This is a genomic window from Clostridium sp. UBA3061 (assembly GCF_002367465.1).
Taxonomy (GTDB): domain Bacteria; phylum Bacillota; class Clostridia; order Clostridiales; family Clostridiaceae; genus Clostridium_J; species Clostridium_J sulfidigenes.
On the sequence record NZ_DFCF01000002.1, the window covers coordinates 447,187 to 466,055 of the forward strand.

Annotated in this window: 14 protein-coding genes; 11 read left to right on the forward strand and 3 right to left on the reverse strand. The window is 29.7% G+C overall.

From position 1 onward, the window contains the following. Positions 1-29: 29 nt before the first annotated feature. Positions 30-743, reverse strand: coding sequence for a flavin reductase family protein (locus tag B2P65_RS02240; protein WP_346877756.1), 714 nt, complete (start codon positions 741-743; stop codon positions 30-32). A gap of 391 nt (positions 744-1,134) precedes the next feature. Between B2P65_RS02240 and B2P65_RS02245 the strand changes: the two genes are divergently transcribed. From B2P65_RS02245 to B2P65_RS02265, 5 genes are all read left to right on the forward strand, one after another. Then, complete coding sequence (locus tag B2P65_RS02245; RefSeq protein ID WP_346878537.1) at positions 1,135-1,704, forward strand: TetR/AcrR family transcriptional regulator; 570 nt, start codon at positions 1,135-1,137, stop codon at positions 1,702-1,704. An 88-nt stretch (positions 1,705-1,792) separates the two neighbouring features. Then, positions 1,793-2,476, forward strand: coding sequence for a hypothetical protein (locus B2P65_RS02250; protein ID WP_346879521.1), 684 nt, complete (start codon positions 1,793-1,795; stop codon positions 2,474-2,476). 291 nt (positions 2,477-2,767) lie between these two features. Then, complete coding sequence (locus tag B2P65_RS02255) at positions 2,768-4,165, forward strand: aldehyde dehydrogenase (protein ID WP_414632430.1); 1,398 nt, start codon at positions 2,768-2,770, stop codon at positions 4,163-4,165. A 25-nt stretch (positions 4,166-4,190) separates the two neighbouring features. Beyond that, positions 4,191-5,009 (forward strand): M55 family metallopeptidase, encoded by an 819-nt coding sequence (locus B2P65_RS02260; protein WP_346878540.1) that lies wholly within the window; start codon positions 4,191-4,193, stop codon positions 5,007-5,009. A 66-nt stretch (positions 5,010-5,075) separates the two neighbouring features. Continuing rightward, positions 5,076-5,213, forward strand: coding sequence for a clostri-philic family protein (locus B2P65_RS02265; RefSeq protein ID WP_167403140.1), 138 nt, complete (start codon positions 5,076-5,078; stop codon positions 5,211-5,213). A gap of 51 nt (positions 5,214-5,264) precedes the next feature. On the opposite strand, the gene B2P65_RS02270 is transcribed toward B2P65_RS02265, so the two are convergent. After that, positions 5,265-6,122, reverse strand: coding sequence for an AraC family transcriptional regulator (locus B2P65_RS02270; protein WP_346848563.1), 858 nt, complete (start codon positions 6,120-6,122; stop codon positions 5,265-5,267). Positions 6,123-6,299: 177 nt separating this feature from the next. Between B2P65_RS02270 and B2P65_RS02275 the strand changes: the two genes are divergently transcribed. From B2P65_RS02275 to dhaS, 6 genes are all read left to right on the forward strand, one after another. Next, positions 6,300-7,526: a dicarboxylate/amino acid:cation symporter gene (locus B2P65_RS02275; protein WP_346848564.1), complete on the forward strand. Its 1,227-nt coding sequence runs from the start codon at positions 6,300-6,302 to the stop codon at positions 7,524-7,526. A gap of 285 nt (positions 7,527-7,811) precedes the next feature. Continuing rightward, a complete protein-coding gene (locus tag B2P65_RS02280) occupies positions 7,812-12,806 on the forward strand; it encodes a CehA/McbA family metallohydrolase (protein WP_346879523.1) in 4,995 nt (1,664 codons plus the stop codon). 83 nt (positions 12,807-12,889) lie between these two features. Then, on the forward strand, positions 12,890-14,044 hold the full coding sequence (locus tag B2P65_RS02285) for a YibE/F family protein (RefSeq protein WP_346848566.1): 1,155 nt from the start codon (positions 12,890-12,892) through the stop codon (positions 14,042-14,044). A 379-nt stretch (positions 14,045-14,423) separates the two neighbouring features. After that, positions 14,424-15,614, forward strand: coding sequence for a pentapeptide repeat-containing protein (locus B2P65_RS02290; protein WP_346848567.1), 1,191 nt, complete (start codon positions 14,424-14,426; stop codon positions 15,612-15,614). Between the two features lie 186 nt (positions 15,615-15,800). Then, complete coding sequence (locus tag B2P65_RS02295) at positions 15,801-16,562, forward strand: 4Fe-4S dicluster domain-containing protein (protein WP_346848568.1); 762 nt, start codon at positions 15,801-15,803, stop codon at positions 16,560-16,562. Between the two features lie 192 nt (positions 16,563-16,754). Beyond that, on the forward strand, positions 16,755-17,321 hold the full coding sequence (gene dhaS / locus B2P65_RS02300; RefSeq protein ID WP_035133092.1) for a dihydroxyacetone kinase transcriptional activator DhaS: 567 nt from the start codon (positions 16,755-16,757) through the stop codon (positions 17,319-17,321). Positions 17,322-17,413: 92 nt separating this feature from the next. Here dhaS and B2P65_RS02305 read toward each other — a convergent pair whose 3' ends face one another. After that, positions 17,414-18,856 (reverse strand): WG repeat-containing protein, encoded by a 1,443-nt coding sequence (locus B2P65_RS02305; RefSeq protein WP_346879524.1) that lies wholly within the window; start codon positions 18,854-18,856, stop codon positions 17,414-17,416. Between the last annotated feature and the right edge of the window lie 13 nt (positions 18,857-18,869).

Sequence of the window (18,869 nt, forward strand, 5' to 3'; positions counted from 1 at the left end):
CATCGCACCTTTCATATTAAAGATATTTCTTATATACGAGTTCTTTTTTTAGTTTTAGTTTTTTTAGGTTTATTACTCTTAATATTTTTTTTATTATGTAATTGTTCTTTCTCCACTATTGCAGTTTTTGTGGTTTCATTATGTTTTTTTATGCCTTTATTTTTAAGTTTAATAGTAGTTTTTTTAGCCACAGAATATCCGAATTTTCCAATAGGCTTAGGAGCTAAGCTAAAGTATTCACCATGAGAGTATGAAAGTAGGTCTCCTTTATCAAAGTGAATTTTCCCTTTTTCATCGATAAGTGTATTTTCCACATGACAGTTAACTATTTCAGCTAAAAATAAATCATGGGTACCTAGGGGAGTTATAGATTTTACTACACACTCAAAGGCAACGGGACATTGATTAATAATACCGCAGGAAATATCCTTAGCTTCACTGAGAGACAAGTTCATATCCCTAAACTTGTCATTGGTTCTTCCACTTTTAACTCCACAGTAATCCACAGCTTTAACTAGATTACTAGAAGCTAGATTTACTACGAAGGAACCAGTTTGTTTTATATATTCATAGGATAATCTTTCAGGACGAATAGCAACTGTAATCATAGGTGGCTTAGTACAAGCTGTACCTATCCAGCCTACAGTAAATACATTATCCTTTCCTTCAGAATTTCTACTAGTTATCATCACTGCTGGAACAGGATTTAGCATAATACTACCCTTAAAAGTAGTTTTAGCCATAATATCACATCACTTTCTAATTTTAACATAAACCTAATATAAATAAACTTAATTATTTTTGTCTCATATGTATTATATAGCAAGTTGGGTATATTTATCAAAAATAATAACCATCTAAGCTATAGATATTTATTATAGTACAATAATTTAAATTAATCTTTAATTTTGATTACCCGTTTTAGTAGGTATAAGAAATTTCGGGGAGTTTTAAGTGTAAACAGTGTGTTTTTATTCATAACCTTATATTATAATATAAATATAGGGAAATTCTTAACTTATATAAGGAGAATTTAGCTTCAATCAGTTAGGCTAAAATAACAAGACATATTGACCTATAAAAAAATTTGATATATAATTAACTTGAACGTAGTTCAAACAAGGAGTAGATATAATGAATAGGTTCTCAGAAAACCCAAGAGAGATTATACTTAAAGGAGCAAAAGAAATTGCCTTAGAGAATGGAATTGCAGCAATAAATATAAGAGCTGTAGCCAGTAGATGTAAAATTTCAGTAGGTACAGTTTATAATTCATTCTCCACAAAAAGTGAATTAGTGTTATCGGTTGTTGAAGATTTTTGGAGAGAAGCCTTTACTGATTTTCATACATGTTTAATGGGTGAAAAAAATATTTTTGAAAAGATAGAGCTATTATATAATAATATTTTTGTTTACTTAGATAAATTTCAAGAAAATTGGATAGATCAGTTATCTTTATTAAGTAGTAGTGAAAAATCTCTAGGAAGAAAAAAAGAACACGAATTTTTTAAAAAAGTTAGTGAAAGTATAGTTAATCTCTTAGATTCAGAAGATAATATTAGTGATGAAACTTGGACAGACAATTTAACTAAGGAAAAAGTGGCTAAATTTATTTTTAGCAACATGTTAGTTATGCTTAAAGCTAAGGAAGAGGATATAACTTTTTTTATAGAAGCATTAAAGAGAATTATTTATTTTAAATAAAGTTAAATAAAAATGCTGTATTAACTTACAGCATTTTATACACATAAAAAATGAACTATGTTCAAGTAAAAATGAGAGGTGATATATTATGCAAGGGATTATGGAAACACTTTTTGATATTCTTTATCTTTCAACAGTTATAATAATGGGAATTATTATGATTAAGAAAAGTGGACAAAATAAACAATATAGATTATTTGGAATTATGGCAGTGATTTTAGGATGTGGAGATGCATTTCATCTAGTTCCAAGGGCTTATGGATTACTTACCACTGGTTTAGAAGCTAATGCTACGGCTTTAGGAGTAGGAAAACTAATTACATCTATTACAATGACTATATTTTATGTAGTGCTATATCATATATGGAGAATTCGTTATGATGTCAAAGACAAAAAAGGCTTAACTAATATTATTTATGGATTAGCTATTGTTAGGATTATATTATGTGCATTCCCAGAAAACCAATGGTTATCATATAATGCTTCAGTTTCCTGGGGAATATATCGTAACATTCCTTTTGCATTAATAGGACTTATAATCATATGGATTTTCCATAATAAAATTAAAGAAAACAATGATAAAGGATTTAAATTTATGCCTATTGCAATAATTTTATCTTTTGGATTCTATATTCCTGTTGTACTATGGTCAAATACTTTACCGATCATAGGAATTCTTATGATACCTAAGACTTTAGCCTATGTATGGATTGTGTTTATGGGATATAAAGAGATGAAAAAACTCTCAAACCCGCATGGTGTAAACAACTAGTTAACTATTTTAATATTTATATAGTTCTCTAGGTAAATATTTAAATAGTATCCTAGGTAAAATTTTAAATAGTTATATAAGAGTTATATAGGATAAATTTTTTAAATTTTAATATTTATTATACTAAATATTTTTAAATTATAAATTCTTAAACTGTTTGAAATAAATTATCCCTTTGAAAGACCTACTTAAGAATAAAATTTTTAAGTAGGTCTTTGCTATGGAACTATGTAGTATAATATGTAAAAATAGTATAAAATATAGTTATTGAAATAGGTATAATAAGGAGTGATTAGGTTTATGGAATTAAGTTCAATTGATGTAGATAAAATTATAGAAGATCACTATAAGTTTTTTGAATCAAAGAAAAGTCGTGATATAGATTTTCGTATTAATCAATTAAGATGTTTAAAGTCCGCTATAAAAAAGTATGAATATAAAATATATGAAGCATTATATAAAGATTTAGGAAAGTGTGAGTTTGAATCTTATACTACAGAGGTAGGCTTCGTATTAAGTAGTATTAGTCACACTATAAAGAATTTAAAGAAGTGGGCAAAGAAAGAAAAGGTAAAAACGCCTTTGTACTTATTTCCTGCAAAAAGTTTTATAATTTCAGAGCCCTATGGAACGGTTCTAATTATAGGACCCTATAATTATCCATTTCAACTATTGATAGAACCTTTGGTGGGAGCACTTGCTGCTGGAAATTGTGTAGTATTAAAACCATCTGAAAATGTGCCCAATTTATCAAGAGTAATTACAGAAATGATTACTGAAACCTTCCCTAAGGAATATATACGCTCAGTGGAAGGTGGAATAGAAACTAACACTTCATTGATTAATGGTACCTTTGATTACATCTTCTTTACAGGGAGTGCTCAAGTTGGGAAAATAATAATGGAAGCTGCTGCAAGAAACCTAGTTCCTGTTACTTTAGAATTAGGTGGGAAAAGTCCTGTAATTGTAGATGAAAGTGCAGATATTAGAGTGGCAGCTAAGCGTATAATTTGGGGCAAGACTATAAATGTAGGTCAAACCTGTGTAGCACCGGATTATGTAGTAGTAAATAACAAGGTGAAAGATGAATTAATTAAGGAATTAAAATTGCAAATTCAAAGCTTCTATGGTAAGGATGCTATGGAGAGTAAAGACTACGGAAGAATTGTTAATGATAGACACTTCATAAGGCTTAAAAACATATTAGATAAAGAGGCAGATAAAATAATATATGGTGGAAAAGTAAATAGAGAAAAAAGATATATTGAACCTACACTTATAGATGCTTCATGGGAAGGTGCAGCTATGTCAGAAGAGATTTTTGGACCTATTCTTCCAATTATAAGCTTTAGTAATTTAGATGAGATAATAGGGGAAATTAAGAAACTATCAAAGCCATTAGCTCTGTATTTATTTGCTGAAAACTACGAAGTAGAGGAAAAGGTTTTGGAAGAGATATCTTCAGGTGGAGCTTGTATAAATGACACAATAACTCATTTAGCTAATCCGGAGTTACCTTTTGGAGGAGTTGGAAATTCAGGTATAGGAGCTTATCATGGTAAAGAAAGCTTTAAGACATTTTCTCATAGAAGAAGCGTTGTAAGAAAAACTACTAAAATAAATATTCCAATAGTTTTTCCACCTTTTAATAATAAAAATCTAAGTAATGTAAAAAAACTTATGAAATAAATTGAATGAGATAAGGGGGATTTTTATGAAAATTTATATTTCAGTGGATATTGAAGGAATCAGTGGAGTAACTAACTGGGGATTTACTAATGAAGGTGGCTATAACTATGAAAGAGCAAGAAAGCTTATGACAGAAGAAGTAAATGCAGTCATAAGAGGAATTAAAAAAGCAGGTGCAAAAGAAATACTAGTAAATGATTCTCACGGTCCTATGACAAGTATTCTCATTGAAGAGTTAGATGAAGATGTAGTATTAATTAGTGGAAATAAAAAAATTCTTGGCATGATGGAGGGTATAAATAATACTTTTGATGCAGTTATGCTGATAGGATATCATGGAAGACATAATACTTCAGGGGTTTTAGCCCACAGTTATAATAGCTCTGTGGTATCAGAGATAAGACTAAATGGAAAAGTAGTAGGAGAGTTTGAATTTAACTCCTTATTGGCAGGATATTTTAAAGTTCCAGTGGTAATGACATCAGGAGATAACATTTTAACAAGTCAAGCTAAAGAATTTAACAAGAATATAGAAGCTGTAGAAGTTAAAAAAGCTCACAGTAGATATGTAGGTGAATGCATACAGCCAAAGAGAGTTCATAAAATGTTAGAATCATCAGCAGAAAAAGCTATTTATAATAAATTAGTAGAACCTAACATATTAGATGATGAGGTAGAGTTAGAAATAGCCTTTATGGATAGTGGTATGGCAGAAGGAACCTTATGTATTCCAGGAGTTCAGCTTATAGAACCTAACAGAATTAAGTACAAGGCAAAGGATATTATGGAAGCTTATAAAATAAGAAGTGGTCTAATTACCTTGGCTGGGGCTTGGATGCGATAACACTTAATTTAAACACATAAAACCTTAAAAAAAGTAGAAACTATTTAAGGAAAGGATGTGTTTATTATGAAGAGAAAATCAGGTTCTAACAATCCAGCTCAGAAGGGAAAAAGAAGACAAAAGCTTCATGAGAATCAAAACAATGTTGGAGATCCTCAAAATAAGCCTGAATTTAAAGATTTCAACGGAAATGAAATAAAATAGTTAAATTGTGTTTTAAGAAGCTGTCTCAGAAGTAGTTTATTTTGAGACAGCTTATTTTATTGCATTTATATATTCTCGGGGTGATTTGTGAAAGAGCTTTTTAAAGCTACGTAGAAAACTAGAGTAATCCTTAAATCCACAGAGGGAACTAACCTTAGTTACTGGCTCACCAGATTTTATAAGTTCTTGAGCCATAAATAATCTCTTCTGAATTATATAGTTATGAAGAGTATACCCAGTTTCATTTTTGAATTTATGCATTAAATAATATTTACTTATAAAGAATTCCTTACATATAAGTTCAATGGATAGATCTTGTGATAGGTTATTGTTTATATATTTTAAAATCTCTTCAATTTGTTTATCGTATTTTAAAGAATCCTTAGTAGTAATATAAGTTTTATCAAGATAAAGTCTGTTAAGATTTATAATTAGTTGAATAAAGAGGGAGTTACCTAAAAGTTTACTTCCAAAATCTTGAGAGTTAAATGATACTTCTAAGGAAGATATGATATTTTTAAGGTTATTTTGAAATTTATCTTCAAGTCTTATTAAATTAAGACTCTTCTCTTTTGCTAGTTTAAAGCAAGTTGATAAATCGCAACCTTCATAATTATGATTTTCGATAAAACCCGAATTAGCCCAAATAATTATACGTTCATAGGTCTCATTAGAATCGATAATAGGCTTGTGCACATCATGATTGTTTACAAGTAGAATATCCCAAGGCTTTAAATAATAAGCCTTCCCTTCAATTAAATAAGTAACTTTTCCAGATAAAAAGATTATTATTTTATTAAAGTCATGATAATGAAACTCGAATTCTTGATTTTTTTTGTCCTTTATATGAAAAAGCTGAAAGTCTTTATTAAGATATCCAGATTTGTTACTTGAATATGTGTTATCCATAAAGATACCTCCAAAACTAAATATACTTCATTTATCATATTATTAAAAAAGCAGTTTTTGCAATGTTTTCAACAGTATATTCAATATTTATTGTACATAGTGTTGAATATAATAAGATTATAACATATATGAAAATTAAATTACTAATTATATTATTTTATTTAAGGAGGAGGAAAAATGGAGATTTTAAAAAATTATAAGTCCTCGATATTTTTAATAATTTCAGTTATTATAGGTGGAGTTATAGGGTTGATCATGGGAGAAAGGGCAAGTATTTTTGCACCACTGGGAACAATATTTCTAAATTTAATATTTACAATACTGATACCATTAGTATTCTTTAGTATTTCATCGGCTATTGCTAATATGGATAGCTCAAAAAAATTAGGAAAGATACTTGGAATTACAATAGTAGTATTTGTATGTACGGCTATTATATCAGGAATAATAGGGGTAACTAGTTTCAAAGTTTTTAATCCTGCACAGGGACTAAATTCGTCTATGTTTACAGAGTTAATGAATAGTGCTCAAGTTGTACCTAGGGAGCAAGTAGGATTTTTAGAAAAAATAGTTTCTAGTATTACTGTAGGGGATTTTTCACAGTTGTTATCTAGAAGTAATTTATTGGCACTTATAATATTTTCTATGCTTATAGGTTTTGGAACTATGTTAGCAAAAGAAGAAGGAAAGGAGTTTTCTAATTTTTTAAGTAGTGGCGCTATAGTAGTAAATAAGGTGATAAATATAATAATGTATTATGCTCCAATAGGATTAGCAGCATATTTTGCCAACGTAGTTGGTCAATTAGGAAGTCAAATATTAAGTGGATATGCAAAGGTATTTGTACTGTATTTGATAGTATCTATAGTATATTTTATTATATTCTTTACTCTCTATGCCTATATAGCAGGGGGTAAAGAAGGTATAAAAGCTTTCTGGAGAAATTCCACAGGACCATCAGTGACAGCATTAGCTACATGTTCTAGTGCAGCCTGTATTCCAGTAAATATTCAGGCAGCTAAAAATATGGGAGTATCTAGTTCCTTAGCTAATATAGTTATGCCTTTAGGTGTAAATATCCATAAGGATGGTTCAGTGATAGGTGGAATATATAAGATAATGTTTTTATTTGCGATATTCGGAAGAGACATTAATAGCTTGGGAACTTTAACTATTATTTTCATGGTGGGATTACTAGTAGGAGCTGTTGTTGGTGCTATACCAGTAGGTGGTTCCATTGGCGAGATGCTAATATTAAGTATATTTGGATTTCCTCCAGAAGCTTTAGCAATAATGTTAGTTATTGCAACTATAATTGATGCGCCCGCAACCTTATTAAATTCTGCAGGTAACACGGTTTGTACCATGGTAATATCTAAATTTACAGAAAAGAAAAGGATTTAAAATAAAATTTATAATAAAAGTACAGATATAAATTTTGCATATAGAAATAAGGCTATCTCAACTGACTGAAATAGCCTTATTTTTATTCAATCTTATTGATAATATTTTATTAATTAGATTATTTAATTACAAATTTTACTGATTAGTTGATAAAAAATATTTATAAATTCAAAAAAATAGTTAATTTATAGAATAATATAAGATTAAATGTTTTATTACAATAATTTAAATAATATCCATATAATGTTATAATTATTTATAAAATATTGTAAGGGGGGCAGTTAATTGGGAAAGAAAAAAAATAAACTTTTAAGCCTAATTAGTGCATTATTATTCTTAGTAACTTATATTGTTATGCCAAGTATAAGTGTTTATGCAGTAGAAAGAGCTATTAATAATGAAGATACAACAATACTCCTTTCAGAAGGTTTTACAGGAGCTAGAAAGAATGTAAAACCAGAAGGAGAAGGATGGACAATTACAAGAAATGGGGAAAAAGCTACTGTACTAGATGGATATGACACAAATGGGAATTATGGTAAAATAAAACCTTCACTAGGATTTGGAAGATTGAGTGGAAGTAGTACTGAAACTTTAGAAACACCAGTATTCAATTTACCTTCAACAGGAACTTTGAGTTTTTGGTATAAGGGGCAAGTTGGAAATAGTCCGATAACTTCAACTTTAAAATTAGAAGTTAAAGTTAATGATGTGTGGCAAGAGATAAAAGGACCAGATATTACAGTTACGAGTGAAAGTACCTTTTCAGTTTCTTTAGAAAAGGGAGTTACAGCTATAAGATTTACTTTCAATAAAGCATCAGGTAACTTAGCTATAGATGATATAGAAATTTCTTGTATTGGAGGAGGAACTACAGATCCAGGAGAACCACCAATAGATCCGCCAACTTCAGAGGTCATAACTATATCATCTGCTAGAGATTTAACTAATGGGGTTGAAGCTGTAGTTAGGGGAATAGTTTCCTTTAATGATAGAAATAAAACCCTTCATATTCAAGATGCTACAGGTGCAATTGCAATATCAAATAACTCCACTAAGATAGATTTAAGTGCTGCAGTTAATGGAGCCTTAGTTGAAGTTAAAGGTACCAGAGATACCTTTAAAGGATTAGCTCAACTTCAGGCTAGCGATATTAAGGTTATATCTAATAGTGGTATGCCAACTGCAGAAATTTATACTATAAAAGAGTTATTAACAGGAAAGCATGACTCAAAATATGTGGAAATAACTAATGCAGTTATAGATGTTGCAGCTAAGACCTTAATTCAAGGAGAAGATAAGTTAGACATATACTATGTACCTTCTGATATAAATGTAGTTACTGGTGACTTAGTTAATGTTAAAGGAACTATGGGGAAATACAACACAACTGTACAAATATATGGTTCATCTTGTACATTTACAAAGGTAGAAGCTCCTGATACTGAAGGGCCTATAATAAAACATGAACCAATTCTTAAAGCATCAATAGAGGAAGATCTCAAAATAACAGCTTCTATTGAAGATAATAAAGAAGTTAAAAGTGCAATGTTAAACTATAGAGTTAAGGGAGAAGAAGTCTTTAAGGCTATAAATATGACTAAAGATGAACAAGGAAATTACATGGCATTAATATCTAAAGAAGAACTGAAATTGATGGGTATAGAATATTATCTTGTGGCTGAGGATGGAACTAATATTACAAGAATTCCACAAGAAGGAGTATTTAATGTAGAAGTAACTAATGAAGATATAGTTGGACCAGAAATATATGATTTAGTGCCAGACAGTGGTGTAGGTATTGGAGATGTAGCAAGACCTGAAATAAAGGCTTCAATAAAAGATAGGACAGGAGTAGATAAAAATTCTATTAAAATATTCTTTGATGGTGAAGATGTAACTTCAAAAGCTACAATAACTTCAACATCTATTCTATACAAACCAACTACTGATTTAGACGATGGAAGTCACAGAGTAAAGATTGAAGCTAAAGATACTTTGGGGAATTATTCAAGTAAAGAATGGACTTTCAAAAAAGGTAAGTTAAGTCACTACTTCGGGCAACTTCATTCACATACTAATATTTCAGATGGAACAGGTTCTTTAGATGAAGCTTATTCTTGGGCTAAGAATCATGGAGCTGACTATTATGCAGTAACAGATCACTCAAATTGGTTTGATAATGATACAGCAGCTTCCTTAGCAGACGGTTCAGCTAGCAAAGCTTGGACAAATGCTCAGTTTACAGCGGATAAATATGATAAAGAAGATGATTTTACAGCTATATATGGATATGAAATGACTTGGTCAGGTTCTACTGGAGGGTGGGGTCATATAAATACATTTAATACACCAGGATTTGAAACCAGATCAAATAAGGCCATGGATTTACAAAACTATTACAATACATTGCAAACACAACCACAGTCAATTTCTCAATTAAATCATCCAGGTAAGACTTTTGGGGATTTTGCAGACTTTGGTTATTATAGTGAGGCTACAGACAAGGTTGTAAACTTAGTGGAAGTTGGTAATGGTGAGGGGCCAATAAGAGGTTCAGGTTATTTTCCAAGTTATGAATATTATACAAGAGCTCTTGATAAAGGATGGCATGTTGCACCAACTAATAACCAAGATAATCATAAGGGCAAGTGGTTTACAGCTAATAATGCAAGAACAGTAATTATAGCCACAGATAACTCTAGAGGAGATATATATGATTCTATAAGAAATTTAAATGTATATGCTTCAGAAGATGAGAATATGATTGTTGATTACACAGTAAATGGTAGTCTAATGGGAAGTTCCTTAGGTGAAGTAGATAAACTAAATTTTAAAGTTAATATAACTGATGATGAGACTATAAAGAAAGTATCAGTTATTTCTAATGGTGGAGTTGAGGTTGTATCTAAAGAATTTAATTCTAAAAATGTAGACTGGCAGTTTGAATTGTCTCCAGAATATACCTACTACTATTTAAAGATAGTGCAGGGTGATCAGGATATAGCTGTTACAGCACCAGTATGGGTTGGTGATAGTAGTAACTTTGGTTTAACTACAGTTACTGTAGACAATGAAATAACTTTACCTAATGAAAAGGTTCAAGTTTCTGTAGGAGTTTACAATAATGAAGCTAAGGCTTTAAAAGATGCTAAGGTGGAGTTCTTTGCAAATGAAATTAAAACAGAAAATAAAGTAGGTGAAAAAGTTATTCCTTTAGTGGAAGGAACTAAAACCGAAAATGTTCAAATAGATTGGATACCTACTAAACAAGGTGAATATACAATTTATGCTAAAGCAACAATAAATCATGAAGGCAGTGAAAAAGTATTTACTAATAGTGTAAAGGTCAAAGTTAGAAATCCAGAAAACACTTATAGAGTTGTAATAGATGGTGCTCACGTAAATCAATATGTAAGTGGAAATTATGCAGGAAAATATACAGCACTTAAGAATTTGTTACAACAGAGAAATACAATACTTTCTTTAAATAAAGAGACAATAACTGCAGATACTCTCAAGGGAGTAGATTTATTTATTCTTACAAACCCACAGAGTATTGATAAGTCAGAATATAACTTAACTAAGAGTAAGTTAGAGACAAGTGAGATAAAGGCTATTGCTGATTATGTAAAGGCTGGAGGAAATATAATAATAACTACTATTGCTGACTATAAGGATGGTGAAGGTGAATATAGCAATGATAGGCAGCTTAATCCATTACTTGAAGCTATAGGAACAGAACTTAGAATAAATGATGACCAAGTTATTGATAATACTACTAATGGTGGTCAACCTTATAGATTATACTTTAATAAATACAGTTCACCATTATACAATTTAGTATCTGGTATCGAAGATGGAAAAGAGCAATATAGCTTCTATAGTGGAGCTTCAGTTGTCCTTGCAGATGGAGCAAAGGGAGAGAAGGTAGATTTCTTAGTAAAGGGTTATGAAACTACAACTACTAGCGATGCGGATAATGCTAAAGATAACGTACCAGTAGCACAAGGAAAGGTATCAGTTATTGGAGCAGAAGAGCTAAGTAATGGTGGTAAGGTAGTAGTAGCTGGTAATACATTTTTCTCAGATTTTGAAACAGATGGGCAAAATGCAATATCTTACTCAAATATTAAAATAGTAAAAAATATTATGGGTTGGATGATGCCAGAGAAGATAGCTGAAAAAGTAAATATCAAAGATGTTAGAATAGATGCAAATAAGGACAATGTACCTGATTTACTAGGAGAAGAGTTTACTATAGAAGGTATAGTAACTTCTCAGTCAGAGGCAGTAACTCCTAAAAATTCCTTCTTTGAAGTAGTGTATATAGAAGATGAAACAGGCGGTATCTGTATATTTGGTGTATCTAAAACTCCATTAAGGGTTGGACAAAAAATTAGAGTTACAGGTACAGTAGATGCATATCAGGGTGAATTTGAAATTCAAGTTAAGGATGAAGATACTCAAATTCAAATTATTGATGAAAACCCAGTTGATATATCTCCAGTAAAGCTTTCTACAGGAAATAGTATGATAGCTGAGAATGGTGGTAAGCTTATTCAGGTGCAAGGTAAGGTAGTTAGAATGGATAAATCTAATTTATATATTAACGATGGCACTGGAGAATCAAGGATATATGTAGAAGGATATATATGGGATGGAAAAGATGAGAGTACAAAGGGAATATGGGATAAAAATATTAAAGTTGGAGATACAGTATCAGCTATTGGACTTGGTTCAATGGATCCTGAAGGAGTAAGACTTAGAGTTAGAAATACTGGAGAAATAATATTAATTCCAAGTGAAGAAACCAATGAAAAACCAGTGATTAATGGAGCTGAAAATATAACAATAAAGGTTGGAGATAGCTTTGATCCTAAATCAGGGGTAATTGCTACTGATAAAGAGGATAGAGATATAACTTCAAAAATAGTAATTACAGGTTCAGTAGATACAAGTAAGGCTGGAGAGTATGTTTTAACCTATAGCATAACTGATAGCTTTGGAAATAATACTACTATGACAAGAAAGGTAACTGTAATAGATAAAGAAACACCAGGTAAAGATGATAACGAAAAACCAGAAAATCCAAGTAAGCCTAATAAACCAAACAAACCAAATAATTCAGGAAACAATAATTCAAACTTACCTCAAACAGGAGGAGATAGTTCTTCAATAGTACTAATAGTTATAGCTGTTTTAGTAATTGGAGGAGGAGTAACTCTATTATTTAAGAGAAAAAACAAAGGAGAGAATACAGAGCAGAGTAAAAAATAAAATTAGACATTGAATTTAGGGGCTGACTCAAAGTAAGTTTGAAACAGCCCCTTACAATAAAATAGGTGAGAGGAGGGTTATTAATGAATATAAATAAATACAAGAAGGATATTATAACAATAACAGTAACCGTTATATTAGGAATATTAATTGTTTTTTCATCTAAACTAATATTTACTAATGGATTTTTGTTGGACAAGCTAAGTGCTGGCGTAGAATATTATGAAGCAGAAATAGTAAATGTACTTAAAGAAAATTTGCAAGATGATAAGTATATAGAGGAAATAGAACTAGGATATCAACAGGTATCAGTAAAAATATTAAATGGCCCTTATGTGGAAAATCAATATGAAATAACTAATAATGTAAGTAGACTATATAATACTGTAGTAAAAAAAGGTGACAAGGTAATAGTTGCCATGTACTTCATGGACAATAAGCTTAATGATGTGGCTATATCTAGCTTTAAGAGAAGCACTTCTTTATCTATTATGGTTATTTTATTTTTACTAGTAATATTATTGGTTGGAGGATTTAAAGGTTTAAAATCTATAGTAGCATTACTATTTACAATGATTTGTGTAATATTTTTGATGGTACCATTAATGCTAAGAGGTGTAAGTCCTATAATATCAGCTATAATAATAGCTATAATAAGTACATCAATTACCTTAGTACTAGTATCAGGAACAAATAAGAAAACATTGTCAGCCATCTTAGGAACTTTAATAGGAGTTTTAATAGCAGGAATACTTGCCTACATATTTGGTGAAACCACAAATCTCTCAGGAATAAACATGTCAGAGGTAGAAAGTATAATGTATATAGCAGAAACGACTAATCTAAAAATAAAGGGTATATTTTTTGCAGGGATTCTTGTGTCTGCATTGGGAGCGGTTATGGATGTAGCTATGTCAATATCCTCATCTATATTTGAAATAAGTTCCATAGATAAGACTATGAGTATAAAAGCATTATTTAAAAGTGGTATGAATATTGGTAAAGATATAATAGGAACTATGGCTAATACTTTAATTTTAGCATTTGCAGGAGGAGCTATAAACATACTTATTTTATTATACTCTTCTAGTATGACAACTAATAGGTTACTGAATTTAGATATCCTTGGCACCGAACTGATTCAAGGGTTATCAGGAACTATAGGAATAATTCTAACTGTACCAGCAACAGCAATTATGGCAGCATATCTATGTAAGGCATCTTCAAAAAATAAGTAAGTCAGAATACTCGTCTATTTTGTGTTATACTGCGTCAACAGAACCCTTAGATAGTGCTACTATCTAAGGAACCTGTTTCCTTGTCTAACTCAAAATATACTTCCCATCTTTGACTTATTATTTATTTTCATGTGCCTAAGAAAAAAATAAAATTATAAAGAAATAGGATTTGAAACAAACTGTTTCAGCCTTGTAATTAAAGAGTAATAAAATTAACTCAGATAATTAAGGATGATACAGTGCTTTATTTTCCCTTTAAAAAGGTATAATGATGAAAAATAAAATAGCTATATAGCTACATGAGTAATTTTTATATAAAGGTATCATACTAAGTAGTATTAGTATAAAAAATAGTAGATATTAAAAGGAGAGGACTTTTATGCCTTATATAAACTTTAAAGAAGAAGTGTTTAAAGGAAAAGAAGAGCTATATAAAAGAATAGAAAATAATAAGAAACTATTTAGTGAAATAAAAAATAATAAGAACAAAATTAGCATCCAACAAGATGAAAAGTATAGTTTTAGAATCATTAAAGATAGAACTATAAATAATTCTAAAACTGAAAATGAGGGGGATTTTTTAGAGATTACTGATAAAAGTATCGTATGTACTGAGTTTATAAAGTGTAAATTTTATAATATAAAATTTAAAAATTGCACATTTGTGGCCTGTAGGTTCATAGAATGTGACTTTGGGGGTGGAGGAGTAATTTTTGAGAACTGTACTATGATTTTAGAAGAAATTAATAATGTACCATCACTAAATAAAAAGGATAATCTATCTTGTAGTTTTGAAAAATGTAAATTATACTGTAAATTTTTAAGCTCTAATATCACTTATTTAATAATTGATGAATGTGAACTTAAAGATACATCTTTTGAACTTACAGATATGACTAGTGCTATAATTATAAATTCTTATATGAAAAGAATTAATTTAATGGATGTGGATTTATCAGGAGGGAAAATAATATCAACTTACATTGAGGATTTAGAATTTAATGATAAATTAAAAAGCAAACTAGATCCAAAAACTTTTTTTGATAAAATTCAACCAAAGAAAAAAACAAAGACAGAGTATGAAGGAATATATACTGTATATGAAACTATTGCTGATAAATATAATGAAAATAATTTGAAGAATAACTTTGGAGAATACTATTATCTTTGTAAGAATATGCAAAGAAAAAGTTTGAAAAAGCTATTACCCAAAACAATATCTTATATTTATTGGTTTACATGTGGATATGGAGAACGAATATTATATCCATTAATAAGCTCTTTAGTTTTAATATTAATTTTTGCAACTATGTATTTGATCTTGGGATATAACTCACAAAATCAAATAATTAGCTACTGGTGGAGTATAGGATTACCAAAAAACTTTAATGAATTTCTAAGTCAAGTAAATCAATGTATAAATATAAGTGTTGAGGTATTTACAGGACTAGGATCTGATAATGAAACGCCAATACCGGCTTCTTTTATAGTAGCTAATACTGAGATGATAGTTGGAGTAATTATGATGGGGGTTGGAATAGGTACCTTAACAAGAAAATTAGTAAGATAAATAAAAATTTAGTTGCGTAACAAAAGTTACAGACCTATTATAGAAATCTAGTTATAATTAAGCTATATTAAATATAGTTTAATTTAAATTTGGTGTTAAAATTAAACAAAAGATAAGTGTGATAAAAAATATAATTTTGAAAAATATGATAAATTAGATTAAATAATAGGTTTAGGAGGATTTGTTATGAAGAGAAAAATAATTAAGATCCATGAGGAAAAGTGTAATGGCTGCGGATTATGTGTTACGGCTTGTCATGAAAAAGCTATAGAATTAGTCGATGGAAAGGCAAAACTTGTTAGCGATATATATTGTGATGGATTAGGAGATTGCTTACCCAATTGTCCTACAGCAGCTATAGAGATTATAGAAAGAGAAGCGGATGAATATGATGATGATGCAGTAAAGGCAAGAATTTTAGAATTAGATAATAAGTCTAAAGAGATTAAAGATATAAATATTGGTGGGGAAGAAAAGTTGCCATGTGGATGTCCTGGAACAATGGCTAAAACTATTGAAAGAAAACCAATAATCACTATGGAAACTATGCCTAAAAAAAGAGAGAATACTACTGAAAACAACTCTGAGCTTATGCAATGGCCAGTGCAATTGAACTTAATAAATACTAGTGCGCCATATCTAAAGGATGCTAACTTATTAGTAGCAGCAGATTGTACAGCTTATGCTTATGGAAATTTCCATAGAGACTTTATGAAGGATAAAGTTACAGTAATAGGATGTCCAAAACTTGATGACAATGAACATTATAAGAATAAATTAACTGAAATACTTAAGAAGAACAATATAAAGAGTATAACTGTAGTTAGAATGGAAGTGCCATGCTGCTCAGGAATAGTAGCTTCAGTTAAAAGTGCCATGCTTCAAGCACAAATAATAGTTCCTTACAAAGAAGTAACCATTGGAACTAATGGTGATATAATAGAGTGATAATTGAATATATTTTAAGTGTGGAGCTATCTATAAATCTGTTAACTTAATAGATTTATAGATAGCTTTTATTATTGCATAAATATTTATAAATTTTAAAGAGGGGTAATAGAAAATTAATGGATTAAAAAGATAATATAATGTATAGTAAATGTAAAGATGAAAAAATCCATAGGGAGGAAATAAGTACCTATGTCAAATTCAATAATAACAAAAAAAGCATTAGCTAAATCTTTGAAGGAATTAATGAATTCTATACCGTTAAATAAGATATCTGTTAAAGAGATAGTTAATAACTGTGGATTAAATAGACAAACATTTTACTATCATTTTCAAGATATATACAATCTACTGGAATGGATTTATGAAACAGAAGCCGTAGAAAGCATATCACAATACAGAAGTTATAACACCTGGACTGACGGGTTTCAAAAGATTTTCAACTATATAGAAAGCAATAGAAGATTTTGCATGAATACTTTAAATTCTTTAGGAAAGAATCACCTAGATTCATATCTTTACACAGTTACTTATGATTTAATTATTGGAGTAGTTAATGAAGTTTCTCAGAATATGAGAGCTACAGAAGACAATAAAAAGTTTATTGCAAATTTTTATACTTTAGCATTTACAGGTTTGGTAATTCAGTGGATGAATGGTGGAATGAAGGAAGATTCTCATAAGATTATTGAAAAGTTAAGTGAATTAGTAGAGGGTAACTTTATGAGAGCTTTAGAGAGATATGAAAAGGATGCATAATAAATATATCCATCATGCATCCTTTAAAACTTATATATTCTTTAAAGTATTAGTGTAATTATAAAATATTTCATATAACTATGATTTAAAAGTTACTTTAGTTTATTACCATCTTCATCAATGTAAAACCACTGATTATCTAATTTTACAGATATGGGGGCTATATCCCCGAAGGAAGGAGTGATTTCATCATATATGATATCTGTAAACTTATTAGAGGATTTATTATAAAGCCCCCATTTATTATCTTTACTTACTAAAAAGATATTTTCAGTGTAGGGGTCAATAATATTATATTCGCATTTTAAAATTTCTTTTTGGGTTTTATCTATAAGCCCCCATTTACCATTTAGGCATACTTGAAATATATTTCTAGATGAATCAATATTATAAACCTCATCATAAATAGGAGGAACTACCTCAATTCCATTAGAAGCTAAGATACCACATTTGCTTGACTTATAAATGGTAGCAAAGCCATCATAGAATGGATAAATTTCAGTATAGTCTGTGTTAAGTATAATTTCACCTTGTTTATTTATAAATACATTCTTACGGTTACCATCTTCATCTACATAGCTAGCAGCAAACATATTATCTCCTGAACCTAATTCTATGTATTCAAACTTAGGTTCAAAGAGCAATTCTCCTTTAGTATTCATAAGAGCAACCTTGTTATCTAAGGAAGCTACCAAAATATCACTTTCCCAAAAGGAGTTTATATAATCATATTTAAATGGAATTACAACATCACCATTCTTGTCTATACATCCAGTCTTACCATCAAGATATACTGTAGCTAGTCCATTAATAAATGAATCAGCCCCATCGTAAATAGGTTTAATTATCATTTTATCTTTAGTATTTATATAACCAAACTTTCCATCTATATCTACAGGAGCTAAATCATCATTGAAGCTTAAGTAATAAGAATATTTAGGTTCTACTATAGTTTTACTTTCTAGATTTACAAAACCAAATTTTCCGTTACTTTCAAGATGAACTATAGAATTGTTAGGCATTATGGCAGTATACTTGGGCTCTACCTTTAAATTAGTATTTAAAACTATAAAGCCTTGGTAATTGTTTTCTGTTATAATGGCTATATTTTCCTCTCCACAATTATATATTGAAATTGGGGTTTCAGATACGAAATCAACTACTATATTGTTTTTAAAGTCTATACAACCATACTTACTGTTCTTTTTAACAGAAATGAGAGTATCAGATACAATAGTAGCTTCTTCATAATCAAAAGGAATTATCACATTATTTTTTTTATCAATAGCACCCCAAAATCCATCTTTTTTTACAGGGGCTATATTGTTATAAAATGAATGTGTTTTGTCATAGGTTGGAGTTATAACTAGATTTTCTTCTGTATCAATAAATCCCCAAAGACCTCTAAGTTTAACTGCTGCTAGGCCATCAGTGAAAGAGGAGGCTTCTTCATATTTATTATTGTTATTACAACCACTTAGAACAACACAGAAAATTAATAATACTATTAATAGAATTTTGTTTAAAATCTTCATATGTCCTCCTTTT